16 protein-coding genes are annotated in these 22,472 nt (G+C 54.8%); 9 read left to right on the top strand and 7 right to left on the bottom strand.

Annotated features, from left to right (window positions below; translation table 11 throughout):
- Window positions 1-579: 579 nt before the first annotated feature.
- The 9 genes from F1E05_RS14505 (at window position 580) to F1E05_RS14465 (ending at window position 11,464) form a co-directional block, all read left to right on the top strand.
- Window positions 580-2,772 carry a glycoside hydrolase family 3 N-terminal domain-containing protein gene (locus tag F1E05_RS14505; protein ID WP_150049668.1) on the top strand — a complete coding sequence of 731 codons (2,193 nt, stop codon included), beginning with the start codon at window positions 580-582 and terminating at the stop codon, window positions 2,770-2,772.
- 16 nt (window positions 2,773-2,788) lie between these two features.
- Window positions 2,789-4,060 (top strand): sugar MFS transporter, encoded by a 1,272-nt coding sequence (locus F1E05_RS14500; protein ID WP_150049666.1) that lies wholly within the window; start codon window positions 2,789-2,791, stop codon window positions 4,058-4,060.
- 314 nt (window positions 4,061-4,374) lie between these two features.
- Complete coding sequence (locus F1E05_RS14495; protein WP_150049664.1) at window positions 4,375-5,868, top strand: alginate export family protein; 1,494 nt, start codon at window positions 4,375-4,377, stop codon at window positions 5,866-5,868.
- Between the two features lie 54 nt (window positions 5,869-5,922).
- Window positions 5,923-6,732 carry a molybdate ABC transporter substrate-binding protein gene (modA, locus tag F1E05_RS14490; protein ID WP_150049662.1) on the top strand — a complete coding sequence of 270 codons (810 nt, stop codon included), beginning with the start codon at window positions 5,923-5,925 and terminating at the stop codon, window positions 6,730-6,732.
- 236 nt (window positions 6,733-6,968) lie between these two features.
- Entirely contained in the window at window positions 6,969-7,652 is a 684-nt protein-coding gene (gene modB / locus F1E05_RS14485; RefSeq protein ID WP_150049660.1) for a molybdate ABC transporter permease subunit, read from the top strand.
- On the top strand, window positions 7,652-8,731 hold the full coding sequence (modC, locus tag F1E05_RS14480) for a molybdenum ABC transporter ATP-binding protein (protein WP_150049658.1): 1,080 nt from the start codon (window positions 7,652-7,654) through the stop codon (window positions 8,729-8,731). The genes modB and modC overlap by 1 nt, the downstream gene beginning before the upstream one ends.
- 17 nt (window positions 8,732-8,748) lie before the next feature.
- The gene (locus F1E05_RS14475) at window positions 8,749-9,177 is read left to right on the top strand and encodes a TOBE domain-containing protein (protein ID WP_150049656.1); all 429 of its coding nucleotides are present in this window, start codon (window positions 8,749-8,751) and stop codon (window positions 9,175-9,177) included.
- Between the two features lie 84 nt (window positions 9,178-9,261).
- Window positions 9,262-10,422, top strand: coding sequence for an ATP-binding cassette domain-containing protein (locus F1E05_RS14470; protein ID WP_150049654.1), 1,161 nt, complete (start codon window positions 9,262-9,264; stop codon window positions 10,420-10,422).
- 247 nt (window positions 10,423-10,669) lie between these two features.
- Window positions 10,670-11,464, top strand: coding sequence for a hypothetical protein (locus F1E05_RS14465; RefSeq protein WP_150049652.1), 795 nt, complete (start codon window positions 10,670-10,672; stop codon window positions 11,462-11,464).
- A 207-nt stretch (window positions 11,465-11,671) separates the two neighbouring features.
- Here F1E05_RS14465 and F1E05_RS14460 read toward each other — a convergent pair whose 3' ends face one another.
- From F1E05_RS14460 to F1E05_RS14430, 7 genes are all read right to left on the bottom strand, one after another.
- Window positions 11,672-12,313, bottom strand: coding sequence for a hypothetical protein (locus tag F1E05_RS14460; protein WP_150049650.1), 642 nt, complete (start codon window positions 12,311-12,313; stop codon window positions 11,672-11,674).
- A gap of 196 nt (window positions 12,314-12,509) precedes the next feature.
- The gene (locus F1E05_RS14455) at window positions 12,510-15,944 is read right to left on the bottom strand and encodes a translocation/assembly module TamB domain-containing protein (RefSeq protein WP_150049648.1); all 3,435 of its coding nucleotides are present in this window, start codon (window positions 15,942-15,944) and stop codon (window positions 12,510-12,512) included.
- The gene (locus F1E05_RS14450) at window positions 15,941-17,698 is read right to left on the bottom strand and encodes an autotransporter assembly complex protein TamA (protein ID WP_150049646.1); all 1,758 of its coding nucleotides are present in this window, start codon (window positions 17,696-17,698) and stop codon (window positions 15,941-15,943) included. The genes F1E05_RS14455 and F1E05_RS14450 overlap by 4 nt, the downstream gene beginning before the upstream one ends.
- A gap of 123 nt (window positions 17,699-17,821) precedes the next feature.
- Entirely contained in the window at window positions 17,822-18,532 is a 711-nt protein-coding gene (locus F1E05_RS14445) for a response regulator transcription factor (RefSeq protein WP_232056662.1), read from the bottom strand.
- Between the two features lie 28 nt (window positions 18,533-18,560).
- Window positions 18,561-20,147: a sensor histidine kinase gene (locus F1E05_RS14440; protein ID WP_150049642.1), complete on the bottom strand. Its 1,587-nt coding sequence runs from the start codon at window positions 20,145-20,147 to the stop codon at window positions 18,561-18,563.
- A 5-nt stretch (window positions 20,148-20,152) separates the two neighbouring features.
- On the bottom strand, window positions 20,153-20,725 hold the full coding sequence (locus F1E05_RS14435; RefSeq protein ID WP_150049640.1) for a hypothetical protein: 573 nt from the start codon (window positions 20,723-20,725) through the stop codon (window positions 20,153-20,155).
- 23 nt (window positions 20,726-20,748) lie between these two features.
- Window positions 20,749-22,185, bottom strand: a complete 1,437-nt coding sequence (locus F1E05_RS14430; protein WP_150049638.1) for a HAMP domain-containing sensor histidine kinase — start codon at window positions 22,183-22,185, stop codon at window positions 20,749-20,751.
- Between the last annotated feature and the right edge of the window lie 287 nt (window positions 22,186-22,472).

Genomic DNA, 22,472 nt, shown 5'->3' with positions numbered 1-22,472 from the left:
TCAATTCGCGACGGAGCGTCGCTCCCACCGGCTATGCTCCGGTAACGACCCGGGAGATTGCCTTGCTTTCACGCCTTACAGGCCGGTTGTTCGAATCTAAAAGCCTACCAGGCATGAGTAAAGACTAGATGAAATGGCCGGTTGTGCTAGGGTGGTAATCGTTCGTTCGGTTTTTAACAATAGTCGGCCGTATCGGGAAGGTAAACCTGGACTTTAGTATTTTTCGCTTCCAGGTTTTGTTGTAAATGGCTCCAAGCCCACAGCCGATTGAGCCTCTTCACCCATGAGAAAGCTGTGGCGCAAAATGTAGCTTCAACTATAATCCGCCGGCGTTTTTTGCGCGGCTATTGTGCCGGATTGGTTTGTTCCGGCCGTTCCTGCGGTTAACGCACGTTGCAATCATGCTCGTCGAGTGGCAAGCCTCTTTTGCTTGATTCGAAAAATCGGTCAGCCGGGTGTCTATGCCGGCCGTATGACCGGCTAACGTTAACCCATTACCTTGCAAGCGCCTTGAACGTTAATTCCTGTTTTTCCATTTTATTACTCACATTTTTATTACTCACATTGTCGGAGGCTGCGATGGCCGCACAGCAATTGGATCCCGCTGTCGAACAGCGTATCGAAACCTTGTTGGCGCAAATGACGCCGGAAGAGAAAGTCGGGCAGATGACGCAAGTCGATTTCAGCGTGATTTCGTTGGAAAACGGTCAGGATTTGGACAATCCTATCGATCAGGCCAAGTTGGACGCGGCGATTTTTCGCTACCACGTAGGTTCTATCCTGAATACGCCGACTACGCCTAATAATAAAGCCCAGCCGGTCGAAAAATGGCGGACCATTACCCAACAGATTCGCGACACTGCGGCCAAAACCCGCTTGCAGATCCCGGTCATTTACGGCATAGACGCTATTCACGGCGCCACGTACACACGCGATTCGGTGTTGTTTCCACAAGCGATCAGCATGGCAGCCACCTTCAATACCGAACTGTCTTTTTTGGAAGGGCAGATCACCGCTCGGGAAGTGAAGGCGTCAGGCCTGGACTGGAATTTTTCCCCGGTCATGGACATAGGCCGCCAACCCCTGTGGCCCAGGCTTTGGGAAACCTACGGCGAGGACGTGCACTTGGCGAGCGCGATGGGTAGCGCTTATATCGCCGGCCACCAAGGCTCGGATTACTCCGCTGCCGATAAAGCCCCCACTTGTTTGAAACACTATGTCGGCTACAGCTATCCGTTGAACGGAAAAGACCGCACCCCGGCCTGGATAGGCGAACGGGCACTGCGGGAATGGTTTTTACCCGGTTTCCAAGCCGGCATCGCTGCCGGTGCGCCGGCCGTCATGATCAATTCGTCCGAAGTGGACGGTATTCCCGGCCACGCCAACTACCATTATCTGACCGAGATTTTGCGCGGCGAACTGGGCTTCACCGGCTTCACGGTATCGGACTGGCAAGACATCATCCGTCTGCACACCCGCGACAAAGTCGCGGCGTCGCCGCGCGAAGCGGTGAAAATCGCGGTGATGGCCGGGGTCGACATGAGCATGGTGCCTTACGATTTTTCGTTTTACGAGCTGTTATTGGATTTGGTGAACAGCGGCGAAGTGCCGATGAGTCGAATCGACGAAGCGGTGGGGCGCATCTTGCGGGTCAAATTGCAAAGCGGTTTGTTCGAGCGCCGCGAGGCGGATTTGCCGGTCGCCGGCAATTTCGCCACAGAACAAGCGGCCGCCGTCAATCGGCAAGCCGCGCAAGAGGCTATCGTGTTGGCCAAAAATGCCGGCGACCTGCTGCCGTTGAGCAAGCAGGCCAGTATTTTGCTGACCGGTCCGACCGCCAATTCCTTAAGCGTGATGAACGGCGGCTGGACCATTACCTGGCAAGGCAACGCCGAAGACTGGTATCCCAAACAGCATCCGACCTTGCTGCAAGCGCTGCAGGCAAAGTCCGCCGGTAAAGTCAGCTACGTGGGCGGGCAGCGGTTCGGCGAGGAAATCAACATCGAGCAGGCAGTGACGGCAGCGCGCCAACACGATGTGGTGGTTTTGGCCTTGGGCGAAAATACTTACACCGAAACCTTGGGCAACATCGACAGTTTGTCGCTGGATTCCGTACAACTGCAATTGGCTAAGGCGCTGTTTGCCACCGGTAAACCCATAGTGCTGATCACCTTTGGCGGCCGGCCGCGCCTCATTACCGACATCGCCGAGCAGGCTCAAGCCGTGCTATTGGGCTTTTTACCGGGTATGGAAGGCGGGCGGGCGATGGCGGATATTTTGTTCGGGGAGGTCAATCCGAGCGGTAAATTGCCGATCAGCTATCCCAGGGCGAGCAACGACGTCACCCCGTACGACCATAAACCGATGGAAGCCTTTGAAATGGTGCAGTACCAGCCGCTGTATCCTTTCGGCCACGGTTTGAGCTACACCCGTTTTAAAACCAGCGGCTTACGGCTCGAACGCAGCCGCTATCGGCTCGGTGAGGAGGTCAAATTAAGCGTAAGCGTCGAAAACACCGGCAACCGGCCCGGCAAAGAAGCGGTCTTGGTGTACCTGAACGACGTGTATGCCTCGGTCACCCGGCCGGTCAAACAACTGAAAGCGTTCAGCAAAGTGGCGTTGCAACCCGGCGAACGGCGCGCGTTGCAATTTACCTTGAAACCCGAGGATTTATCCTTCATCGGTCCGGACATGCGGCGCATCGTGGAGCCCGGGGAGTTCAATGTGATGGTGGGCGACGAAAGTGCGAGTTTCGAAGTGCTGGCCGATTAAGCAAATGGAGTTAAGGATGTCGGCGAATCCAACGACCCGAACCAATCAAACCCCGGCCTTGGCTGTGCTGACGTCCTTGTTTTTCATCTGGGGCTTCATCACCTGCCTGAACGATATTTTGATCCCGCATTTGAAGGCGGTTTTTACCCTGAATTACACCCAAGCCATGCTGGTGCAATTCTGTTTTTTTGCCGCTTACTTCGTGATGTCGCTGCCCAGCGGTTATCTGGTGGAAAAACTGGGTTATCGGCGCGGTATCGTGGTCGGTTTAGCGGTTGCCGCCAGTGGTTGTTTGCTGTTTTATCCGGCGGCCGGCCTGCATAGCTATCCGCTGTTTCTGGGCGCGTTTTTCGTATTGGCCTCCGGCATCACCTTGTTGCAAGTTGCCGCCAATCCTTACGTGACCGTGTTGGGCAGCCCCGAAACCGCGTCCAGCCGTCTGACCTTGACTCAGGCCTTCAATTCGTTGGGTACCACGCTCGCGCCGTTTTTCGGTTCGGCGCTGATCATGGCGGTAGCGGTGAAAAGCGAAACGCAGTTGCAAGGTTTGGACGCGGCCGAATTGGCGGCTTATCAAGCGGCGCAGGCTGCAAGCGTGCAACTGCCTTATTTGGGCTTGGCCGGGGTATTGTTTTTGTTGGCATGCCTGTTTGCGGTGTTGCGTCTACCGGCGATAGTGACAAACGTCGAAACCGGCGGCGGCAAAGTGCCTGTTCATGCCAATGCCTGGGCCTATCCGCATTTACGTTGGGGTGCTGTTGCCATCTTTTTGTACGTGGGTGCCGAAGTCGCTATCGGCAGCTTTATGGTGAGTTTCCTCGGGCAAAGCGATATTGCGGGTTTGCCGGAAGCGCAAGCCGGCCGTTTCCTGGCGTTTTATTGGGGTGGCGCTATGGCGGGTCGTTTTGTCGGCGCGGTAGTGATGCGCCATTTCCATCCGGCTCGGGTACTGGCCGGTCATGCGGCAACGGCGGTTTTGCTGGTCGTTACCGCGGCTATTGCCAGCGGCCAGCCGGCCATGTGGAGTTTGATCGCCGTAGGGCTATGCAATTCGGTGATGTTTCCGACCCTGTTTTCCCTGGCTTTAACCGGCTTGGCCGAACACACCGGCCAGGGCTCCGGCATCTTGTGCGCAGCGATAGTCGGCGGTGCGATTGTGCCGTTGCTGAAAGGCGCATTGGCCGATGCGTTCGGTATCCAGGCGGCATTGGTTCTGCCGGCCTTATGCTATTGCTACATAGCGGGGTACGCCGTTTATTGCCGCGGTTTGTCGCCAAGCGCTCCATAGTTTTTTCTAGCGTTCTTCTTCTGCCTTCCCGAGCCGCTATCCGCTAGCCGGATTTGCGGCGCCGTATCGGGATGTTTGCCTCTCTCCTGCCTGATATTGTATTGGCGCAAGCTAGCTTGTCGGCAAATCCAACGCGTTTTCCCGGCGCAATAACCTTGTGATCGCTCTGTTATTTAACCAGGGTGAATAAACCATTTTGCGTTTCGTTATTTACTTTTGTACATAACGAATTAAACTGGCCCCAACGACCATGCCTTGCGCGGTATTCAAGGCGAGGAAGAAATCTATCAACTAACAGACACAGCAGGCTCCCTATGGCGATACAACCGGTCGGTCGCGCAAGCACCGCCTTACCTCTTTCGTTGTTAAGCGCATGCACGTTTTTAGCTTGCGAAGTTGTCGAAGCGGCGGAGAAACCTAAATACATCCGGCCGCCTTTTGCGGCGTTCTCCAGCCAAATGCACGATCCTTTGTTGGGGGGCGGGAAATATGAAAAGCCGGTGTGGAATTTGCATGACATGTTGAAATTGCCGGATTGGTTATCGATGTCTGTGGAGCAGCGTACCCGCTATGAGACTTTCGACAACGCGTTCAAGGCCTCCGGCAGCGGCGGCGACCAACAAATCGCATTGCAAACCGCGTTTTGGCTGGAAGCCAATCTGGGCAAGTTGCGGGCGGGAGCGGAATTCGTCGATGCTCGCGCGCTGTTGAGCGACAAGGATTCGGACCTCAACACCACTCACGCCGACAACGCCGATTTCATCCAGGGCTACCTCAACTGGGCGGAGCAGAATCTGTTTTATAGCGGTATAGGGGCCGACGCGACGGCCGGTAGGCAAACCTTGAATATCGGCAGCCGGCGTTTGGTGGCGCGTAATGCCCTTAGAAATACCATCAATAGTTTTACCGGGGTGAAATTGCGTGTTACCGATTACAGTCAGTGGGCCTTTACCGGTTTCGTAACCATGCCGGTGTTGCGTTTTCCGGACAAGGAAAAGGCAATCCTGGCCGAAACGCACGAATTCGATGAGGAAGACACGCATACCTGGTTTTCCGGCGGATTTTTGGAGCTGTACGATTTGCTTTGGGGTATAAACGCCGAGGCTTATCTTTACCATTTGGATGAAGGCGACAGCATTCGAAACCCCACTCGTAACCGCCGTTACTTCACGCCTGGTATGCGTTTTTACCTGAAACCGGCCAAAGCCAAACTCGATTTCGAACTGGAAGCGATAGGGCAATTGGGTACGGTTAGAAAAACCACCGCCAACAGCGACGGCAAAGACTTGGATCACGCCGCTTGGTATGAGCATGTCAGTCTTGGTTACACCTTAGACGTGCCCTGGTCGCCTCGATTCGGCCTGGATTACGATTACGCCAGCGGCGACGAAGACCCTAACGACAACCTCGACCAGCGCTTCGATACGCTGTATGGTGCGCGCCGTTTCGAGTTCGGCCCGACCGGTATTTACGGCGCCTTCGCGCGCAGCAACATCAATACGCCGGGATACGGCATCGGTATTTCGCCGCGTAGCGATGTGCAAATGAGTGTCAGGCACCGCTACTTCTGGTTGGCGTCCGATACCGACAGTTGGACGACAGCCGGCCTGCGCGATAAAACCGGAAAAAGCGGCGGCGATATTGGACATCAACTGGAATTGACGGCCCGCTGGGATTTCAACAGCAGTTTAAATTTCGAAGCCGCCTGGGCGCATTTGTTTAAAGGGGCGTTTGCCCAACACGCGCCGTCGGCACCGGCCGAGGGCGACGTGGATTATGTTTACCTGCAAAGTCAGCTGAGATTTTAAAACCGCCGTAGGCATAGTGCATGTATCTTTTTAAGAATCAACCAGGAGAAATCGATGGTCACCTACCTTAGGCAAAGCGTTTGCTTGGCTGCTTGTTTATTCCTGTATTCGTTTACGGCGCAGGCCGAAACGGTGTTGGTGGCGGTGGCTTCCAACTTTACCAAGCCGATGAGCGAGATTGCCGCCGAATTCGAAAAGCAAACCGGCTACGGGGCGAATTTAGCCTTCGGTTCGTCCGGTAAATTCGCATCGCAATTGCTGAACGGGGCACCGTTCGAAGTGTTTTTATCCGCCGACGGCGATAAGCCGCTACGATTGGAACAAGAAGGGGTTGCGCTGGCCGGCAGCCGTTTTACCTATGCGCTAGGTACTTTGCTACTGTGGTCGGCCAAACCGGGTGCGGTGGACGCCGATGGGCAAATATTGCACAAAGGCGGTTTTCAACATTTGGCGTTGGCGGATCCGAAACTGGCGCCCTACGGTGTTGCCGCCGTGGAGGTCATGAACAAACTGAAGGTATACGACAAACTGCAGCCTTTGTTGGTGTATGGCGAAAATATTTCTCAAGCCCAAGAATTCGTCAGTACCGGCAATGCCGAATTGGGTTTCATCGCGTTGTCGCAAGTGATCGCCGATGGCGGCGGCATCGGCGAAGGTTCGGGTTGGGTAGTGCCGACAGAATTGCATATGCCGATTCGGCAAGACGCCGTGTTAATGAAGGCCGGTGCGCAAAACCCGGCGGCATCGGCGTTGATGGCATTTCTGAAGTCGCCGCCAGCTTTGGCGATTATCGAACGTTACGGCTATCGCTTGCCTAACGGGCGCGAAGTCGTGGCAAATCCCCCCGCCGATGAAAAGCATTGATAATGGGAGCGACGCCCGGTGGCGATTCGAAAGGCTATGCGCGACAAGGGCATCGCCCCGCCCTCACGATGATTTTCATAGTAACTACCATGAAGGCTTGGCAACCGCCCCGGCAAATGAAAGGTAGTTTGGTAGGAGCGACGCATAGTCGCGATGAGGGCCTTGCGAATCGCGGCTATCTGTCGTTCCCACCATGACTTTCATGGTCATGACTTACATAGTAAGGAGTTGTTAGTGTGAATTCAGCGGATTTCGCCACGTTGTGGTTGACCTTCAAGGTTTCCGGCGTGGCCACTTGTTTAATGCTCATTTTCGGCACGCCGCTGGCTTGGTGGCTGGCCCGAACTCAGTCGCGTTGGAAGGGCTTATGCAACGCCTTGGTGGCCTTGCCTTTGGTGTTGCCGCCTACCGTGCTGGGTTTTTATCTCTTGATTTTGCTGGGTCCGAATGGGCCGATAGGCAAGCTGACCAGTGCTTTGGGCATGGGTACCTTGCCGTTTACCTTCGCCGGACTGGTGGTCGCGTCGGTACTGTATTCCCTGCCTTTCGTGGTGCAGCCTTTGCAGGCTTCATTTGCCGGCATCGGGCCCCAGGCCTTGGAGGCGGCGGCGACTTTGCGGGCAGGACCGCTGGATACTTTTTTTCACGTGGTTATGCCGTTGGCCCGACCGGGTTTTTTGACCGCAGCGATTTTAGGCTTCGCGCATACCGTCGGCGAGTTCGGCGTGGTGTTGATGGTGGGCGGCAACATTCCGGACAAAACCCGTGTCGTGTCGGTGCAAATCTACAACCATGTGGAAGCCTTGGAGCTGGGGCAAGCCCATGCTTTAGCCGGTGGTTTGCTGCTGTTTTCTTTTTTGGTGTTGCTGGTGCTTTATACCGCATTAAAAACCCAGCCAGTCGCGCATCCCTTGACCTAATGCTCAATCCGATTTCAGCCCGTTTTAACTTGAACTACGGCCAATTTTCGCTGGACGTCGATTTAACTTTGCCGGGTACCGGCATCACTGTGTTGTTCGGGCCGTCCGGCTCCGGCAAGACCAGTTTGTTGCGCTGCGTGGCCGGATTGCAACAGGCCGGCAACGGCTATTTGCAGATTGGCGACGACGTTTGGCAAGACAGCGCCCGTTCGGTGTTCGTGCCGACTTACCAACGCGCGTTGGGTTATGTGTTTCAGGAGGCCAATTTATTTCCGCATTTAACGGTAGCGGGCAATTTGCAGTTCGGCGTCAAACGTTTGAGACAGCAAAAAGCCAACGGCGACATGGCGCACGTCATCGAATTATTGGGAATCGGCCATTTGTTGCAACGGATGCCGGCCGGCCTGTCGGGCGGCGAGCGGCAGCGGGTGGCGATAGCCAGGGCCTTGGCGCTTAATCCCAAGATATTGCTGATGGACGAGCCCTTGTCGGCGTTGGACGAACAGCGCAAGCAGGAAATTCTGCCTTATTTGATCGACATGCATAAGGAGTTGCGCATGCCGGTGTTGTACGTCACCCATTCCCGGCATGAGGTGGCTCAGCTTGCCGATTACATGGTGGTATTGGCAAAAGGCCGGGTGCAAGCGGCCGGGCCTTTGGCGCAAACCTTGAGCCGCCTGGATTTGCCCTTAGCCCTGGAAAAACAGGCTGCCGTGGTTTGGCCGGTGTCCGTAGCGAGCCACGAGCCGGACTACCACCTGACCCACGTTAAGTTCGATGGCGGGGAATTGTGTGTGCCGCTGGTGGATGCGCCGGTAGGCAGCGAGTTCAGATTGCAACTGAATGCCAGCGACATCAGTATCGCATTGGAGCGGCCGGCGGCTACCAGTATTTTGAATGTATTGCCGGCGACCGTGACCGGTTTGAACGATGCGGTCGACGGTCAAAACGTAGTTGCTTTAAACGTAGGACAACAGGCCTTATTGGCGCGTATTACTCGAAAATCCCTGCTGGCGTTGAACTTGCATGTCGGGATGCCGGTTTATGTGCAAATCAAGGGTTCATCGATATTGAGATAAATTTTAGGAGCAAGTTTATGCAAGCCAGTGCGCGCAATCAATTTAGCGGTGTGGTCAGTGAAGTGGTAATCGGTGCGGTCAATGCGGAAGTGCATGTCGGCTTGCCCGGCGGAGAAACGATCGTTGCCTCCATTACCAAGGACTCGGTCGAGACATTAGGGGTAAAAGCGGGTGTGCCGGCCATTGCGATGGTCAAAGCCCCGCAAATCATCCTTGTTACCGATTTCGGCGGGTATCGGTTGTCGGCCCGCAATCAACTGCCGGGTGTGGTGACCGCGATCAAACCGGGAGCGGTCAATGCGGAAATCGATTTGGAACTCGCCGGCGGGCAAAAAATCGCCTCCACCGTGACCAACGACAGCATCGAAAACTTGAGGTTGCGGGTGGGCCAACCGGCGACGGTCGTGTTTAAAGCGGGTGCAGTCATCCTTGCCATCGCCAATTGACGGACTGTACTTAGGCTATCGCGACAAGGCGGCACCGAAAATTTCTTAAACAGCGTGTTTTCGCAACAGTGGGAGTAGGCGTTTATGCAATTGGAAGTCAACGTCAAACTACGCCGCGGTTACTTTGAACTGGCGGCGGAACTCAATGTGCAAGCAAGCGGTGCGGGTTTGTACGGCGAGGCCGGTGCCGGAAAAAGCACGTTGCTGGAAATCATTGCCGGTACCTTGCAACCGCAAAGCGGATATATTTTGCTGGACGGCGTTGCTTTGTTCGACAGCCGGCATGGCATTGCAATGCCGGCCGCAGCCAGACCGATAGGCGCGGTGTTGCAAGCGGCCTATCGGGGAAGCGGGCAAACCGTCAGGGAAGTGTTGCATTCGGTTGGCCGGTATTGGGCGTGGCGTCGGCGCTGGTTTTCCGTGGAGTTTTTGCTGCGTCTTTTGGAGTTGAGCCACTTGCTGGATCAACGGGTAGGTCAATTGTCGGGCGAACAGCGGCAGCGGGTCGCATTGGCCTACGCTTTGCTGCAATCCCCTAAATTGTTGTTGCTGGACGATATTTTTGCGACGCTGCCCGAATCCTGTCGTCAGCAAGTGTTGCCCTTACTTAAACGGTTGCAATACGAATTCGGCATTCCGGTGATTTATGCCAGCCAATCGATGTCCGAACTTCTGTGCTTGAGCGACACCTTGCTAATCATGGAACACGGGCGTATTGCGCAAAGCGGGCCTATCCGCGAGTTGGCCAAACGACAGCAGGTCTTGCGCTTTTTAGGCGTGCGGCAAACCGACAACATCGTCACGGTCAAGATGCAATGCCACGAGGAACTCGGCGGTTGCAGTTTTGCCGGCTTTGGCGGTTATGCGCTGGCTTTGCCGTATCGTCCGCAATTGGAGCCGGGAACCAAGGTCGATATTGCCATACGCGCCAACGATATTGCGTTGTCGCATCACTATATTCAAGGCATCTCTATCCAGAATCAAATCAAGGGACGCGTGTGCGCCGTCATTGCCCGCGGCGATAGCGTCATCGTGCAAATCGATTGCGGAATAATCTTATTGGCGGAAATTACCCCGGCGGCTAACCGCGGCATGGGCTTGCGCGAAGGCGATTGGGTGTATTGCTTGATCAAGACCCACGCTATCGTGTTACTGCACGAGCTGGATTTCATTCCCTACCAACGGGTCGTCAATCACGACGACGGCGTGTATTACCTGAGTCCTACTGCGGATTTCCAGCAATAGACGGTCACGGCGCTGATCGATCGTTGTGAAATGGGAAACTATGTTATTTCGCGGATTTTCTTGCGGGCTTTGACCGATGTTTTGGAAATTAGTGTAGTAGAGCTATTTAAAATCAATGCCTTGTGGAATGGCATGTCGGTTGCTCTATTTGTGTTGCGCCCCTGCGGTCGACCCTGCTGGCGGTAGGCTGTCAGGTGAGCGCATCTTAGATATCCAACCCGAATTTTATAGATCACAGGGAAAAGGCATGAATCAGTATAAAAAATCAGCGCTGGCCGGAACGATAGGTTTGTTGCTGACGGGAGCCACGAGCGCGCAAGCCCACGTGTCGTACAACACCTCAAGCAGTTTGGCGAACGGCAACGCCACTAACGGCGCCGGAACCTGGACCGGTGGAGCCGCAACCGACTATACCGGCCGTTTGCCGGTAACCTGGATGGCACACATCCATGGCGACAGTTCCAGCTTGGAAGTCTCGACCGCGGACGCTTTGGCGGAAGGCGCGCCTAGCGGCTATGTCATCGAAACCTATAACAATAAATGGAACCCGGCATCCAGTTGGGGCAATGCCTTGGACTTCGGCTTGATCAGCTTGAGTTCGGCAGCCAATTTGACTATCAAAGTAGAAGCCGATGCCGCCTTGGGCTCCGTTTTCGTACCGGGATTTACCTTGTGGGAAAACTGGGACGAAACCACCACCAGCAGCAAGCACGGTTCCTGGAACGCCGATCCTTATAATCCGGGTAACCGCGGGGCCAGCAATTTGGTTTACTTGGGGCACGCCTCGACTACCAGTTCCGACGGTGGCGTCGACTATTCGCTGGTAGGCAACTCGGTGGAAATCACCTTTTTGAATTTGGCGGCCGGTCATTACAGTTTGTGGATAGGCGGTAACGGCACGGGCAGTACCGCTATCGGTCAGCAATACAGCGCCACGCTAACGACTGCGCCGGTACCGGTGCCGGCAGCCGTTTGGTTATTCACTACCGCGTTTGCGGGCATGCTGGGCTTGGGTAAGCGTAAACAAGCGTTACAGGCTTGAGTTTTTGCTTTGGGATTCGTCGAGAAGACGGCCAGGGATGGCAATAACGCCGGATAAACCGGCGTTATATGCAAACAACGATACGTTGTCATTGTTCAGCGAGCACTCCGGCTGATGTCGGAGTAACGATAGCAAGAAGCGTACGGATACGCAGGAGCGACGTCTCAATTCGCGACTCGCGTCGCTCCCACGAGAATGACCGAATAGTTACTGTTTTTTTGCGAATTTACGCAAAGCCAGCGCGCTAATGCCGATCAAGCCCAAAATACCAGGCTCGGGGACGGTGGGCCCTGGGAAGGTTGGATAGCCGTACGATTTGTCGCTGCCTCCGCAGCTACCAGTGGGCAATGTATCGGTGCCGGAACATAGTTGCTGAGAGCGGATAGCTGCCAAGGTAATATCGGTATCGTTCAGTCCGGCTAAGCCACCAACGGTGAACGAAAAGGTCTGGATGTTATTGAAACCTTGACTGCCTAAGCGAAAAACCAGTTCCCATTCGCCGTCCGGAGACGATACCGGCGCGAACAAGCCGTTCAGGTTGCATCCTGAGCCGCAGTTGTCAGAGCTGGTATCTGTCGCGAACAAGCTGACTTGTCCTGATGGGGTAACGTTGCTCAGCGTCGTCGCGCCCAGGTCGTTGTTGCCGAAATCGATAAACAATCCCAACGCTTCGGCGTTCCAAGGATTTACCGTCAAGTTGAAATCGAATATGCCGTCGGTCGCTTGTTCCGTAACCGTTAAGATGTAGTTACCGGTTCCGCCTTCGTTTGTGGTCCAGGTATTGAAAGTGGCCGATTGGCTTGTTATCGGGACCGCAAGCAATGCGGTCAGAAAAAGTTTTTTTAACATGTGATATCCCCCGAAATTGTTTTCCATGTCAAAATATAAGCATTAATTGTGCCATATTAATAGTTATAATCATTTCAATAGTTTGTTTGCCGGTTTGTGGTCAAGCTGTTAACTTGTGTTAAAAAAACCGACATATTTCAGCTGATCGGGTAGACCATGATTGATAATTTGTAAAGGGCCATAAGTTTTAAATCGCTCAATTCGTATCCACTTCCCAATTGAATTTCACCCGTTGCGAGCTGCCGGTTTGGGTTTCCACGCTGAAGTTTTTGCCGATTTTATGTTTCAAAATCAAGCTGGCTTGTTGGCTGAACAAGTTGATTTTGCTGCCTATATAAAAATCCGGAGTCAAATAGCGGCCGACCGAGACCAAGGTGTCTTGCAGCGTTTTGCCTTGTTGCAGGTCGAAAGTATCGACACCTAATTTTTCCGGCAGCCAGGACAATTGGCCGACGCCGTAAGACAGCGCGGCGTTGGCGATCAGGTTGCCGTCGCTTTTGCCGACTTGGTCCAAGGCCGAGCCGGTGATCAAATAGGCCAGGGCGTCGGCTTCCGGCAAGGCAGGTTCCGCATAAACCTTGGTTTTGGGCGAATTCAGCGGGCCGGTCAAACTCAGCACCGCGGTCACCTCCCGGCTTTTGGATAAGCGGGTGGCTTCGAGGTCCAGCCAGGGATTGTCCGCCGGGCCGTTGAATAGAAAGCGGCCGGTGCGTACCGTCAAATCCTGGCCGTATTTGCGGTAGCGGCCGTTTTTCATTTCCACCGTGCCGTACACGCCGTTTTTATCGGCGATTTTGCTGATGACCAACCGGCCGTGCAAATCCGTGCTTAACCCTTGGCCGCTGAATCTGCTTTGCTTGCCCAACAAAACTTCCAGGTCGGTATCCAGATTGACGCTAGCCGCCGCAGGCTCGGTTGGAGCGGGGGCGCCGGCGATGACTTCGTCCTGGCTGACGGCGACGGCGTTTTCCGGTATTTCCGCCAGGCTTAACACGGCTTTGTCCAGGCTGAGCGTGCCGGCCAGTTTAGCGCCGGTGGGTGCCCGGGCGAGTGTCAAATTTGGCGACAGTTCGATCTGCGCTTCCGGGATTTTAGCCGCTTCGAATTGTTGCCCTTTGATGTGCAGGTTCGCTTCGCCGGTCAGGTCGGCCCAGCCGTCCAACTTCAAGCGACCGGGCCCGGACGATAGCTTGCCGGTAAGCGCAAAGCGCTCGGGATCATCGGCGCTGGGCGTCACGCTTAGCTGTATATCGTGCGGGGCAATGCCGAGACCGGGAAGTTCGAACGAGGCTTGGCTCAGTTGCAGTTGGCCTTGTAGCTTCGGTGTGCCGGATTGAGGATCGGCGCTCAGATCGGCATCGATTCTGCCGGCTAGCCGGCTTAGTTGCGGTACAAAGGGGTTGAACGGGCTTATATCGGCAATCGAGGCTTGCAAGTTGCCGCTTACCGCCCGCCAGTCGTCCGGATCGATCAGGGCGTGGGCAAGCAGGCTGTCGTTATTGTTCAGGTGTAAGGCCAAATTGGCGTTAAGGCGTTGACCGTCCGTGTCTCCCCAAAACTCGGCGCGCTTTAAGGTAAACTCCGTTCCGGTTTCGGCGTCCTTCACGCGTAACGCTGTGCCATCGGTTAATCCGGCCCGGATTTGTCCGCTGAATTTTTGCCGCTTGTGTTGCAATGTTGCGTGGGCGTTTAACTCGCCGTCTATGCTCAACCGCCCGGGTAAAAACGCTTGTAATAATGCTAAGGGTAACGCGGTGGCGTCGCCGGTGAACTCGCTGCCGTGGTTTTCCCGGTATTTGCCGCTCAGGCACAGTGCGGCATTGCCTTGCTGTAGGCATAGGGGTTCGGTGGCAGCGGCCCGGGCCGAGACGGCTAATTTTACAGCTTGTTTGAGGTGCCAGCGACCGAAATCGACGGCGGAGATCTGCAGATGGGTTATCTGACCCTGCCAGCGCTCTTGGTTTAAGCCGCCGGCTAGAGTTAATGCCAACGTGGCCGCCGGGCTGGCGGCCTCGGCGTGGATACGGTGTTGTTTCTGCGAGCCTTCGGCTTCCAGGTTTAGCTGTTTGACGGCGTGTGCGCCGGAAACGATGCCGGCAGCGGCAGCGCGGGCATGGGATAAGCGTTTGCCGTCCGGGGCGTAATCGATGTTTACATCCAGTTTGTCCACCTTATTGGCTTGATAAGCGATGTGTTCGGCTTGCGTTTGCAGGGTTAGCGCCGGGTTTTGCCAGTCGCCGCTCAGCCGGGCTTGCCCGGAAGCCCGGCCGCGCAGACCCGGCCATAATCCGGCCAGGTCAGAGGCGTTGACGTCGAGTCGCAATTGCGAGTGTTGCCGGTCCAGGTTGCCGTCGGCGCGGATCCGGTTTTTGCCGCTGCTCAGGTCGAATTGTGCGACGGCCAGCGCGTCGTTTTGTAAATCCAGTTTGCCGGAAGCGGCGACAGGATAATCGCGTAGCCGGCCTTGTAAGGATTTTAATTCGGCCGTCAGCCGGCGGCTGTTGTCTCGTATAGTGCCTTGCAGATGCGCGCTGAAGTTCAATTGCCCGGGCAATCGTGGGTCGAATAGACCGGGGTTGAAATCGCGGCCTTCGCCGTCCAGCAAAAACGCAAGGCCTTGCCGCCAATCGATTCGACCGCTAGCCTCCAAGCCGCCGGCCGGCGAGCGGATACTCAAGGTTTGCAGCTGTAACCCGCTTTGGCTGCCGTTGGCGTTCAGACGGGCTTGAAATTTCGGCAGACCGGTGCGGTGTACCTCAGCGTTCAACTCCAGCCGGTAATCGTCCGGGTAACCGGAGAAGCCGATGCGGCCTTGTTCGCTAAGCAATTGGCCGGATGCTTCGGTAAACGGCCAACGCAGCTGTTGCCAATCGAGTTCGGCTTGAATCCGGGGGCGGTTCAGCAGGTCGGACACTTGCGCGTGCAGCGAGGAAACGAACGGGCCGGCCGTCCGACTATGCACATTGATCAGCTCGATGGAACCGTCGAGTCGGCCGGCGCCGGAAAAGCGGCCTTGTTTTGGGTCGTCGTAACGCCAGTCGATGCCGAGTCGGAACGGGAAACCTTGGCCCAGTTGCAGTTCCCCGCTTGCAGTAATCCCGGCACGCAGGCCGGAAACGGCCAAATGCTCCAGATGCAGGCGGTTTTGCACGGTGTGTGCGGAAATTTTTAACTCCGGCAATTCGAATTGGCTATCGCCGCTACGATACTGCAAGTCGGTTATCGATAATGCGTCGATTTTTATAGCGATAGGCAGGGCGAAGGAGCGATTCCGATCGAACCGGGTTGAGGAATCCGGCGGTGTTGGGTTAGGTTTCCGCTCTATCGAAACGCCGCGTGCGGAAAGTTCGGCGATGTGCAGGCGGCCGGCCGATAATTGCCTGGGATACCAGCAAAATGTGAGCTGATCGATGCGGACGGTTTCGCCGGCGGTTCGGTATGCGAAAGCATTCAATCTGATGGTGTCAAGCAAATTGCCTTGCATGGAAACGAAGCCGCTGTCGGCCGGTATGGTCTGAAGTACCCGGCGCAGTAGCCAGTTGCTGCCGGCTTCGCTGCTCAGCAAGCCGTATAAGACGGCGGGCGGCGCCAGTATCAGGATAGTCAGCGTTAACCAAAGCAATTTTTTCATAAACGCGTGCCGGCGGCGAAATGAAATTGTATGCCGCCGTCTGGTTGACCGATAGGTGTCGCTAGGTCAAAGCGTACCAGGCCGAATGGCGAATACCAGCGCAAGCCCAGGCCGGCGCCGGTTTTAATCCGGATGTCGTCCGGTTCGTAGGCATTGCCGCTGTCGATGAAAGCGGCAATGCCCCAATCGTCGAACAGGCCTTGTTCGTATTCCAGGCTGAGTACGCTCACAAAGCGACCGCCGATGACGTTGCCGGCGGCGTCGGTCGGGCCGAGTTCTTTGTAGGAATAACCGCGTATGCTGTTCATGCCGCCGGCGTAAAAGCGGTAGGTGGTCGGTAGTTTGCTGAAATCGTCGACTAGGGTAGCGCCTTGCTCGGCGCGCACGAGCAAACGGCTGCGCCACGGCATGGGATGCTGCCAAACCGCCGCGAAATGGGCTTGCGCTAAATTGATGTCCGACAACGGATTTTGTGCGCTGCCGATGACGTTGAACTCTATGCGATAGCCTTGGCGGGGGCGCACCGGATCGTCGGAAACCGAACGTAACCAACTGCCGCCCGGCAGCAGTAGTAAGGTGCTATCGTCGTCGCCGTCGGTTTTGTAGCTTTCGTAGACCGAATCCAGGAACAAAGTCTGCTTCCAGCCGCTATCCAGGGACTTTTTAACGCGGGCCGACAGTTTGCCGGACAGCGACTGGTAGCTGTCGGTGTCTTCGCGTTTGATGCCGCCGCCGAAGCTGAAATAATCGCTGGCCGGTTTTTGCAGCGGCACGGTGTATTCCAGCGTGGCGGTGGCCAGCACCGGCGAGACGTCCAGGTCGGCGTTCAACACATGCCCGTCGCGGTTCAAGCGCCGGTTTTGGTAGCCGCCGCCGAGTAACGGACCTTTGTCCGTGTCGTAGCCTATCCCCACGGTATAGTGGTGGGTTTTGCGGGGATGCAGTGTCAAGGTTACCGGTACTTGCAGATCCTGAATGTTATCCAAATCAGGTTGTAAGTCGACCCGCTGAAAGTATGGGCTGGAGGTCAGGGCGGCATGGGTTTGCGCGAGTTGTTTGGCGCTGTAGTAATCACCGCTTTTGAAGCTGACGAAACGCTCGACCAACGCAGGATCGAGAACGTCTTGATCTATGCTCAAAACGCCGAAACGGTTGCGCGGGCCGCTGTCGAATACCAAATCGATCGAGGCACTGTGTTGTTGCTTGTCGATATGCAAGCGATGGGTTAGAAATTTGGCTTGCAGATAGCCTTGTTCGGCCGCCAGTGCGTTTATCTTGCGCTTCATCGACTCGTAATCGGCGTGGTTGAGCGCCTGATTGCGCTGCTGCAGCAGTTGTTCGCGCAGTTTGACGAACGCCGGGTCTTCAGCGGCTTCGCCGCGTATCTCCACATTGATTTCCGCGATCGACGTTCTCGGGCCGGGAGCGATCACGAAGTGCGCTTGCCAACAGCCGTCGCCGAATCGCAGTTGCTTTGCCAGTTGGCTGTGGTAGTAACCGAACGCCCGCATGGCCTGATCGATCTCTTGGTCGGCTTGTGCGTACAAATCGCGGATTTTCCATTCGGGCGATTCGCAGTTTTCGTCGGCCACACTCAGGGTCAATTCCACATTGTTCCGGACTTCGCCGCTCAGGCCGTCGATTTCGACGTCGGCCTGAGCCCAAGCCGGCAGACACAGTAAGGCTAACAGCTTGACGGTGTTGCGGCGGCCTAAATGTTGGCGGCGTGTCTTGGGTTTGCTGTCGGTTTCCATGACCCAATCGGTGTCAGAAGGACGCTTGGCATGCTACCAAGCTTTTAGGTTTTAGCCTTGGAAAATTAGGCTAGCCGCTGTGCTCCGGCGGCTGGAAACGGAGGAACGCTGGCGGCGGATGGTTTAGGATGCATCCATTTTGTAGCCGTAGCCGCGTATGGTTTTGAGCAGTTTGGGTTCGAAATTATCGTCTATCTTGCGCCGCAATTGGCGGATGTAGACGTCGACCACGTTGGTCAACGGGTCTGCGCTGTAGCCCCAGACTTGTTCCAAAATGCGGGTGCGGCTGAGTACTTTTCCCGGCATGCACATAAAACATTCCAGCATCGCGAATTCTTTCGGGGTTAATTCTATCGGGATGCCGGCGCGGCTGACGATGTGGGTTTCCCGGTTCAAGGTCAAATCGGCTATCGTCAGTTCGGTTTGTGCCAGTTTGAATTCGTCCCGGCGCCGGCGCATCAAGGCCTGCACTCTGGCCAACAATTCTTCGAATGCGAAGGGTTTGGTCAAATAATCGTCGGCTCCGGCACGTAAACCGGATACTTTGTCCGCGACTTCGTCTCTAGCCGTCAACATCAGAATGGGGATTTGCGAGCCTTGTTCGCGCAGTTGGCCGCACAGCGTGCGGCCGTCGATGTCGGGCAGGCCCAAGTCCAGGATCAGCAACCGGAATTCTCCGGACAGGGCCAGCGGCAGCGCCGAAGAGCCCCGGTTGCAAACCTCTACCGTGTAACCTTCGGCCTTGAGGCCGCGCATGACGAAATCCGATATTCGGCTATCGTCCTCTACCATGAGAATGCGCATGAGCTGCGTATCGTAAGCAGTGATTGACATAGTTTTGCTGTCCGGTCTGTTTGATGAGTTAGGTTGCGCCGTTAAGCGGCAGGTTGATGGTAAAGGTCGATCCTCGGCCTTCGACGCTACGCACCGCAATATCGCCGCCGTGCGCTTTGATAATGGATTTAGCCATGGGCAGGCCTAAGCCGGAGCCGTCTTCCCGCGAACGTTTTGCGTTCTTGCCCCTAAAATGGCGGTCGAAAATTTGCGGTAAATCGTCCTCGGCTATACCTATGCCTTGATCGGCGATGCTGATCAAGGCTTGGGATGGATTCGACGTTACGCTCAAAGAGATGTGGCCCTGCTTAGGGGAGTAACGGCAGGCGTTATCGCCCAGAATGAACAAGACTTGGCGCAAGCGTTGTTTATCGCCGCGTACTTTGATCGGCTGGTCCGGGAGTTGCAAAGCCAAGGACTGCGCGTATTCCGAGGCGATGACTTTTAGGTCTTCGGCTGCACTGCCGACCAGCTCGCGCAGGTCTATCGGTTCCCAGTCGAACTGGGGTTGGGTGTTGTCGGTGCGGATCATAAACATCAAATCGCCCACATAAGTGCTCAATTGCGCGGACAAGTCGACGATGCGCTGCAATGCGTCTTGGTAATCGGGAATGCCGAGGTTCGATCCGCGTAACGCAACTTCGGCTTCCCCGCGGATCACGGTGATCGGGGTACGCAATTCGTGGCTGATGTCGGCAAAGAATTCCCGTCTGGCTTTGTCCAAGCGTTTCAGCTCTTCGTTGACCTTGCGCAGGTCGGCGGTGCGTTCGGCGATGCGTTTTTCCAATAAGGAGCGGTCTTGCCGGACCCGTTCTTGCTGTTGCTCCAATTCGCCGGCCATTTGATTGAAATGCTTGGCCAAATAGCCGAATTCGTTGCGGCTGTGCAGGGCGATGCGATAACTCAGGTTGCCTGAAGCGATTTCGTCGGTACCTGCCATCAGCGCTTCTAACGGTTTACGCACGCTACGTAGCAATATAAATCCGGCTATTAAACCGAATAGGGCAGCCAGACCCGCGGCCGAAACGGCTATGGTCCTGGCGTTGTTGATCAGACGCTCCATGTCGTCGCTGGCTTGTTGAGCTTTCAGGCGTTCGGATTCGATAGCGGTATCGATTAAGGGTTGAAAGACGCCGTCGATTTCGTTTTCCGAAAAATGCGCCAGGGCTTGGCTAGCTTGTTCGGGTTTGCCTTCTTTGCGCAAGTGCAGAATGGTTTCGAATTGGTAGCGATTGGTTTCCAAAAACACCTTGAAGCGCGCCAGCCTATCCAGATCCGTCAGTTTATCGTCCCAGCTCTGCACTATGCCGGTAGCCGAAGCGTTTTGCATCACCGTGTCTTGTACCGCTTGCAACGCGTTTAACAGGCGTTGTTCGGAGTTTTTCAATTTGGTTTCGGAGGTCGGCGAATTGTTGCTTAAGCGATTGATTTGTTGTTTGAAGTGGCGAAACGCCTCGTGAGACAGGCGTTGATACAGCGCGAAGGTTTGATGGGCGGTTTGGCTACGCTCGAAATAAATCGCCACTTGGTTGGATTCCCAATACAAGGCGGCTCCCAACGTTAACACGAAGCACACCGAAACCGCGATGACTGCCGACAAACGAAATCTAAACATCGCCGTTATTTGTCGCCGCCGCTTTCGTCCAGTTGTTTTTCCATACTGCGGATAGCTTCCAACTTCTCCCGTAACAACCGGGCTTCATTGGCTTTGGTTGCGTTGGCGTCCTTGCTTTCCAGTGCCGATTGATATTTTTTTTGCTTGCGCTCCAGTTTGCCAATTTTTTTGGACAGCTGGCCTTTACTGGTTAACGTGGCTTTTTGGAAACCGACAAATAAGCGTAACGGTTCGTCTCCGAGTTGTTCCGGGGGTATTTCATTGAGTTTGCTCAAAATCTGCTCTATGTCTCCGCAAGCGCCGGACAATTGGCGGCCGACCGCTAGCTGTAACAGATTTGTGGTGGTTTCGGCGATTTGTTGGCGTTTGAGCAATGCGGAACAGGCCTCCGAGCGGGCTGTTTCGGACATGTTGGCCATGTCGAAAGCAAAAGTCAGCAAGTTTTCGAGTTCCGAGACCGGTTTCGGCTGCGGTGCGCACGGCTGCGGCGGGGGCTCCGGGTCCGATTGAAAATGAGCACAGCCGCCGAGCAGGATTAGCGGTATGGCAAAGGTAAGCGGAGAAGTTAACCTAATCATGCGGGTGGACTGTCGTATTTGAGTTAAAAAATGGTTAACGGTAGCTTGACGTAAACGCAGGCACCGTGTTTAGGTGGTTTCGGATCTATAAATTCTATTGTGCCTTGATGGTTGAGAATGAATTGTTTGGCCAGGCACAACCCTAATCCTAGTCGGTTTATGCCGGAATTGTCGTGATTGGTTGTCGATCTGAACGGTTCGAAAATGCTTGCGCGTTCTTCTTCGGGAATTCCCGGTCCTTCGTCAGCGATGGTCAATTCGATGTCTTGTCCGGAAATCGTCAAGCTGACGGCAATTTCGCTGTGTTGCGGCGAATGTTGGATGGCGTTGCTCAAAAGTTGCGCGAGCACGGCGCGCAATTGTGCTGAAAAACCGAGGATTTGCGCGGGTTGTAATTGCAATTTGACCGATAGGGCCTTGGTGATGATTTCCGGCTGCAAGTAGGAAAGCACGGTATCCAATAGATGGGGCAGGTCGACCGGCTCTTTTGCCTGCGAGGGGGAGGCGGTGCTGATGTCGCCAAAGCGCAAAAATGCGGCGCGGATATGCTCTATGCGTTCCACGTGCGTCAGCAAAGGCTGCAAGATTTCTTGCTGGGCTTTATCCAATCCGGGCGACAACAAGTCCAATCCGGTACGCAAGTCGTCCAACGATCCCTCGATTTCGTAAGCGAAATTACTCATCAGTAATTGTTTGGAACGCTGTAACTCGAACAAATAATTGCGTAGCCATTCCAACTGCTGACCTAAAGCCTTTAAATCCGGGGGACCGTCAATAGTGATGGGCGTTTTCAAAAGTCCTGAAGCCAAACGGTTGATTGCGGAATCCAACTGCCGCAACGGCGTCAGCATCATGGCCAACAGAGCCAGCATGCATGCCGCCGAGAGGCTTAACAAAATCAGACTTTGCGATACGAATCGGGATTGCAGGCTGTCCGCTTGCTCTGCCAGCTGAGAAAACTCTCGCTCGACGTAGCTTTCGAATTCCCGCGCCAACGCGCTCGAAGTTTCGCGGAAGCCTTGAAACAGAATGTCTAACGGTAGAATCAGCGCATTTGGGGTATCGAGATTGATAATTTGCCGGTAAATCAGCTCTTCTTTGCTGGTTAATTCTTCAGCCAGCAAGGCAATTTTATTGTCGACCCTAAGCTGTAACAACTCGTCTATCGACTGTTTTAAGGCAGAGCGAGCCGCTTCGTACGATTGCCTTTCGTAAGGTTGTCGGACCGAAGGATCGGATAATAGAATGAACAAGCGGGCTTTGCGTTCGGTGTCCGCTGCCCGCTGCTGAGTCGTCAACACGGATTGGGTTTGTTTGAATACCTTGTTGTTTAAATCTTTACTGACCGTTAAAGCTTGCTGCATGTGGTCTTTCGCTAACCATACCGTAAACAGTATGGGCAGGATCGCCAAGCCGAAGCCTAACGAAATGAATGCCTTCAACGAAAATAGTTGTCGCATTGTGGCCGGGTTCCTAAATGCTGGTTGCCGGAAGTTGGTTAAATTTACCCATTCCGCAGGTGGTTGATCGGGCTGTAGTTAAACCGTAGATAAAGGTACAGCTGGGGGTTCAAGCCGTCGAGGAATTTTCGCCTAACGGTTTTATCTGTGCCATATTTCGTTAGAATGTAACGACAGAATTTCAATATTTTCTTAAGCTTACAGCTGAAAATTCACGTAATTTTAATTGAAACCGTAGCATTTTCTTAATACTGCTTGGCTACTATTTTTTTAACACATCGCTAAGG

The sequence above is a fragment of the Methylomonas rhizoryzae genome, assembly GCF_008632455.1.
GTDB classification, from domain to species: domain Bacteria; phylum Pseudomonadota; class Gammaproteobacteria; order Methylococcales; family Methylomonadaceae; genus Methylomonas; species Methylomonas rhizoryzae.
The sequence above is the reverse complement of the archived record's forward strand: the minus strand, read 5'-3'. Positions and strand labels throughout refer to the sequence as shown.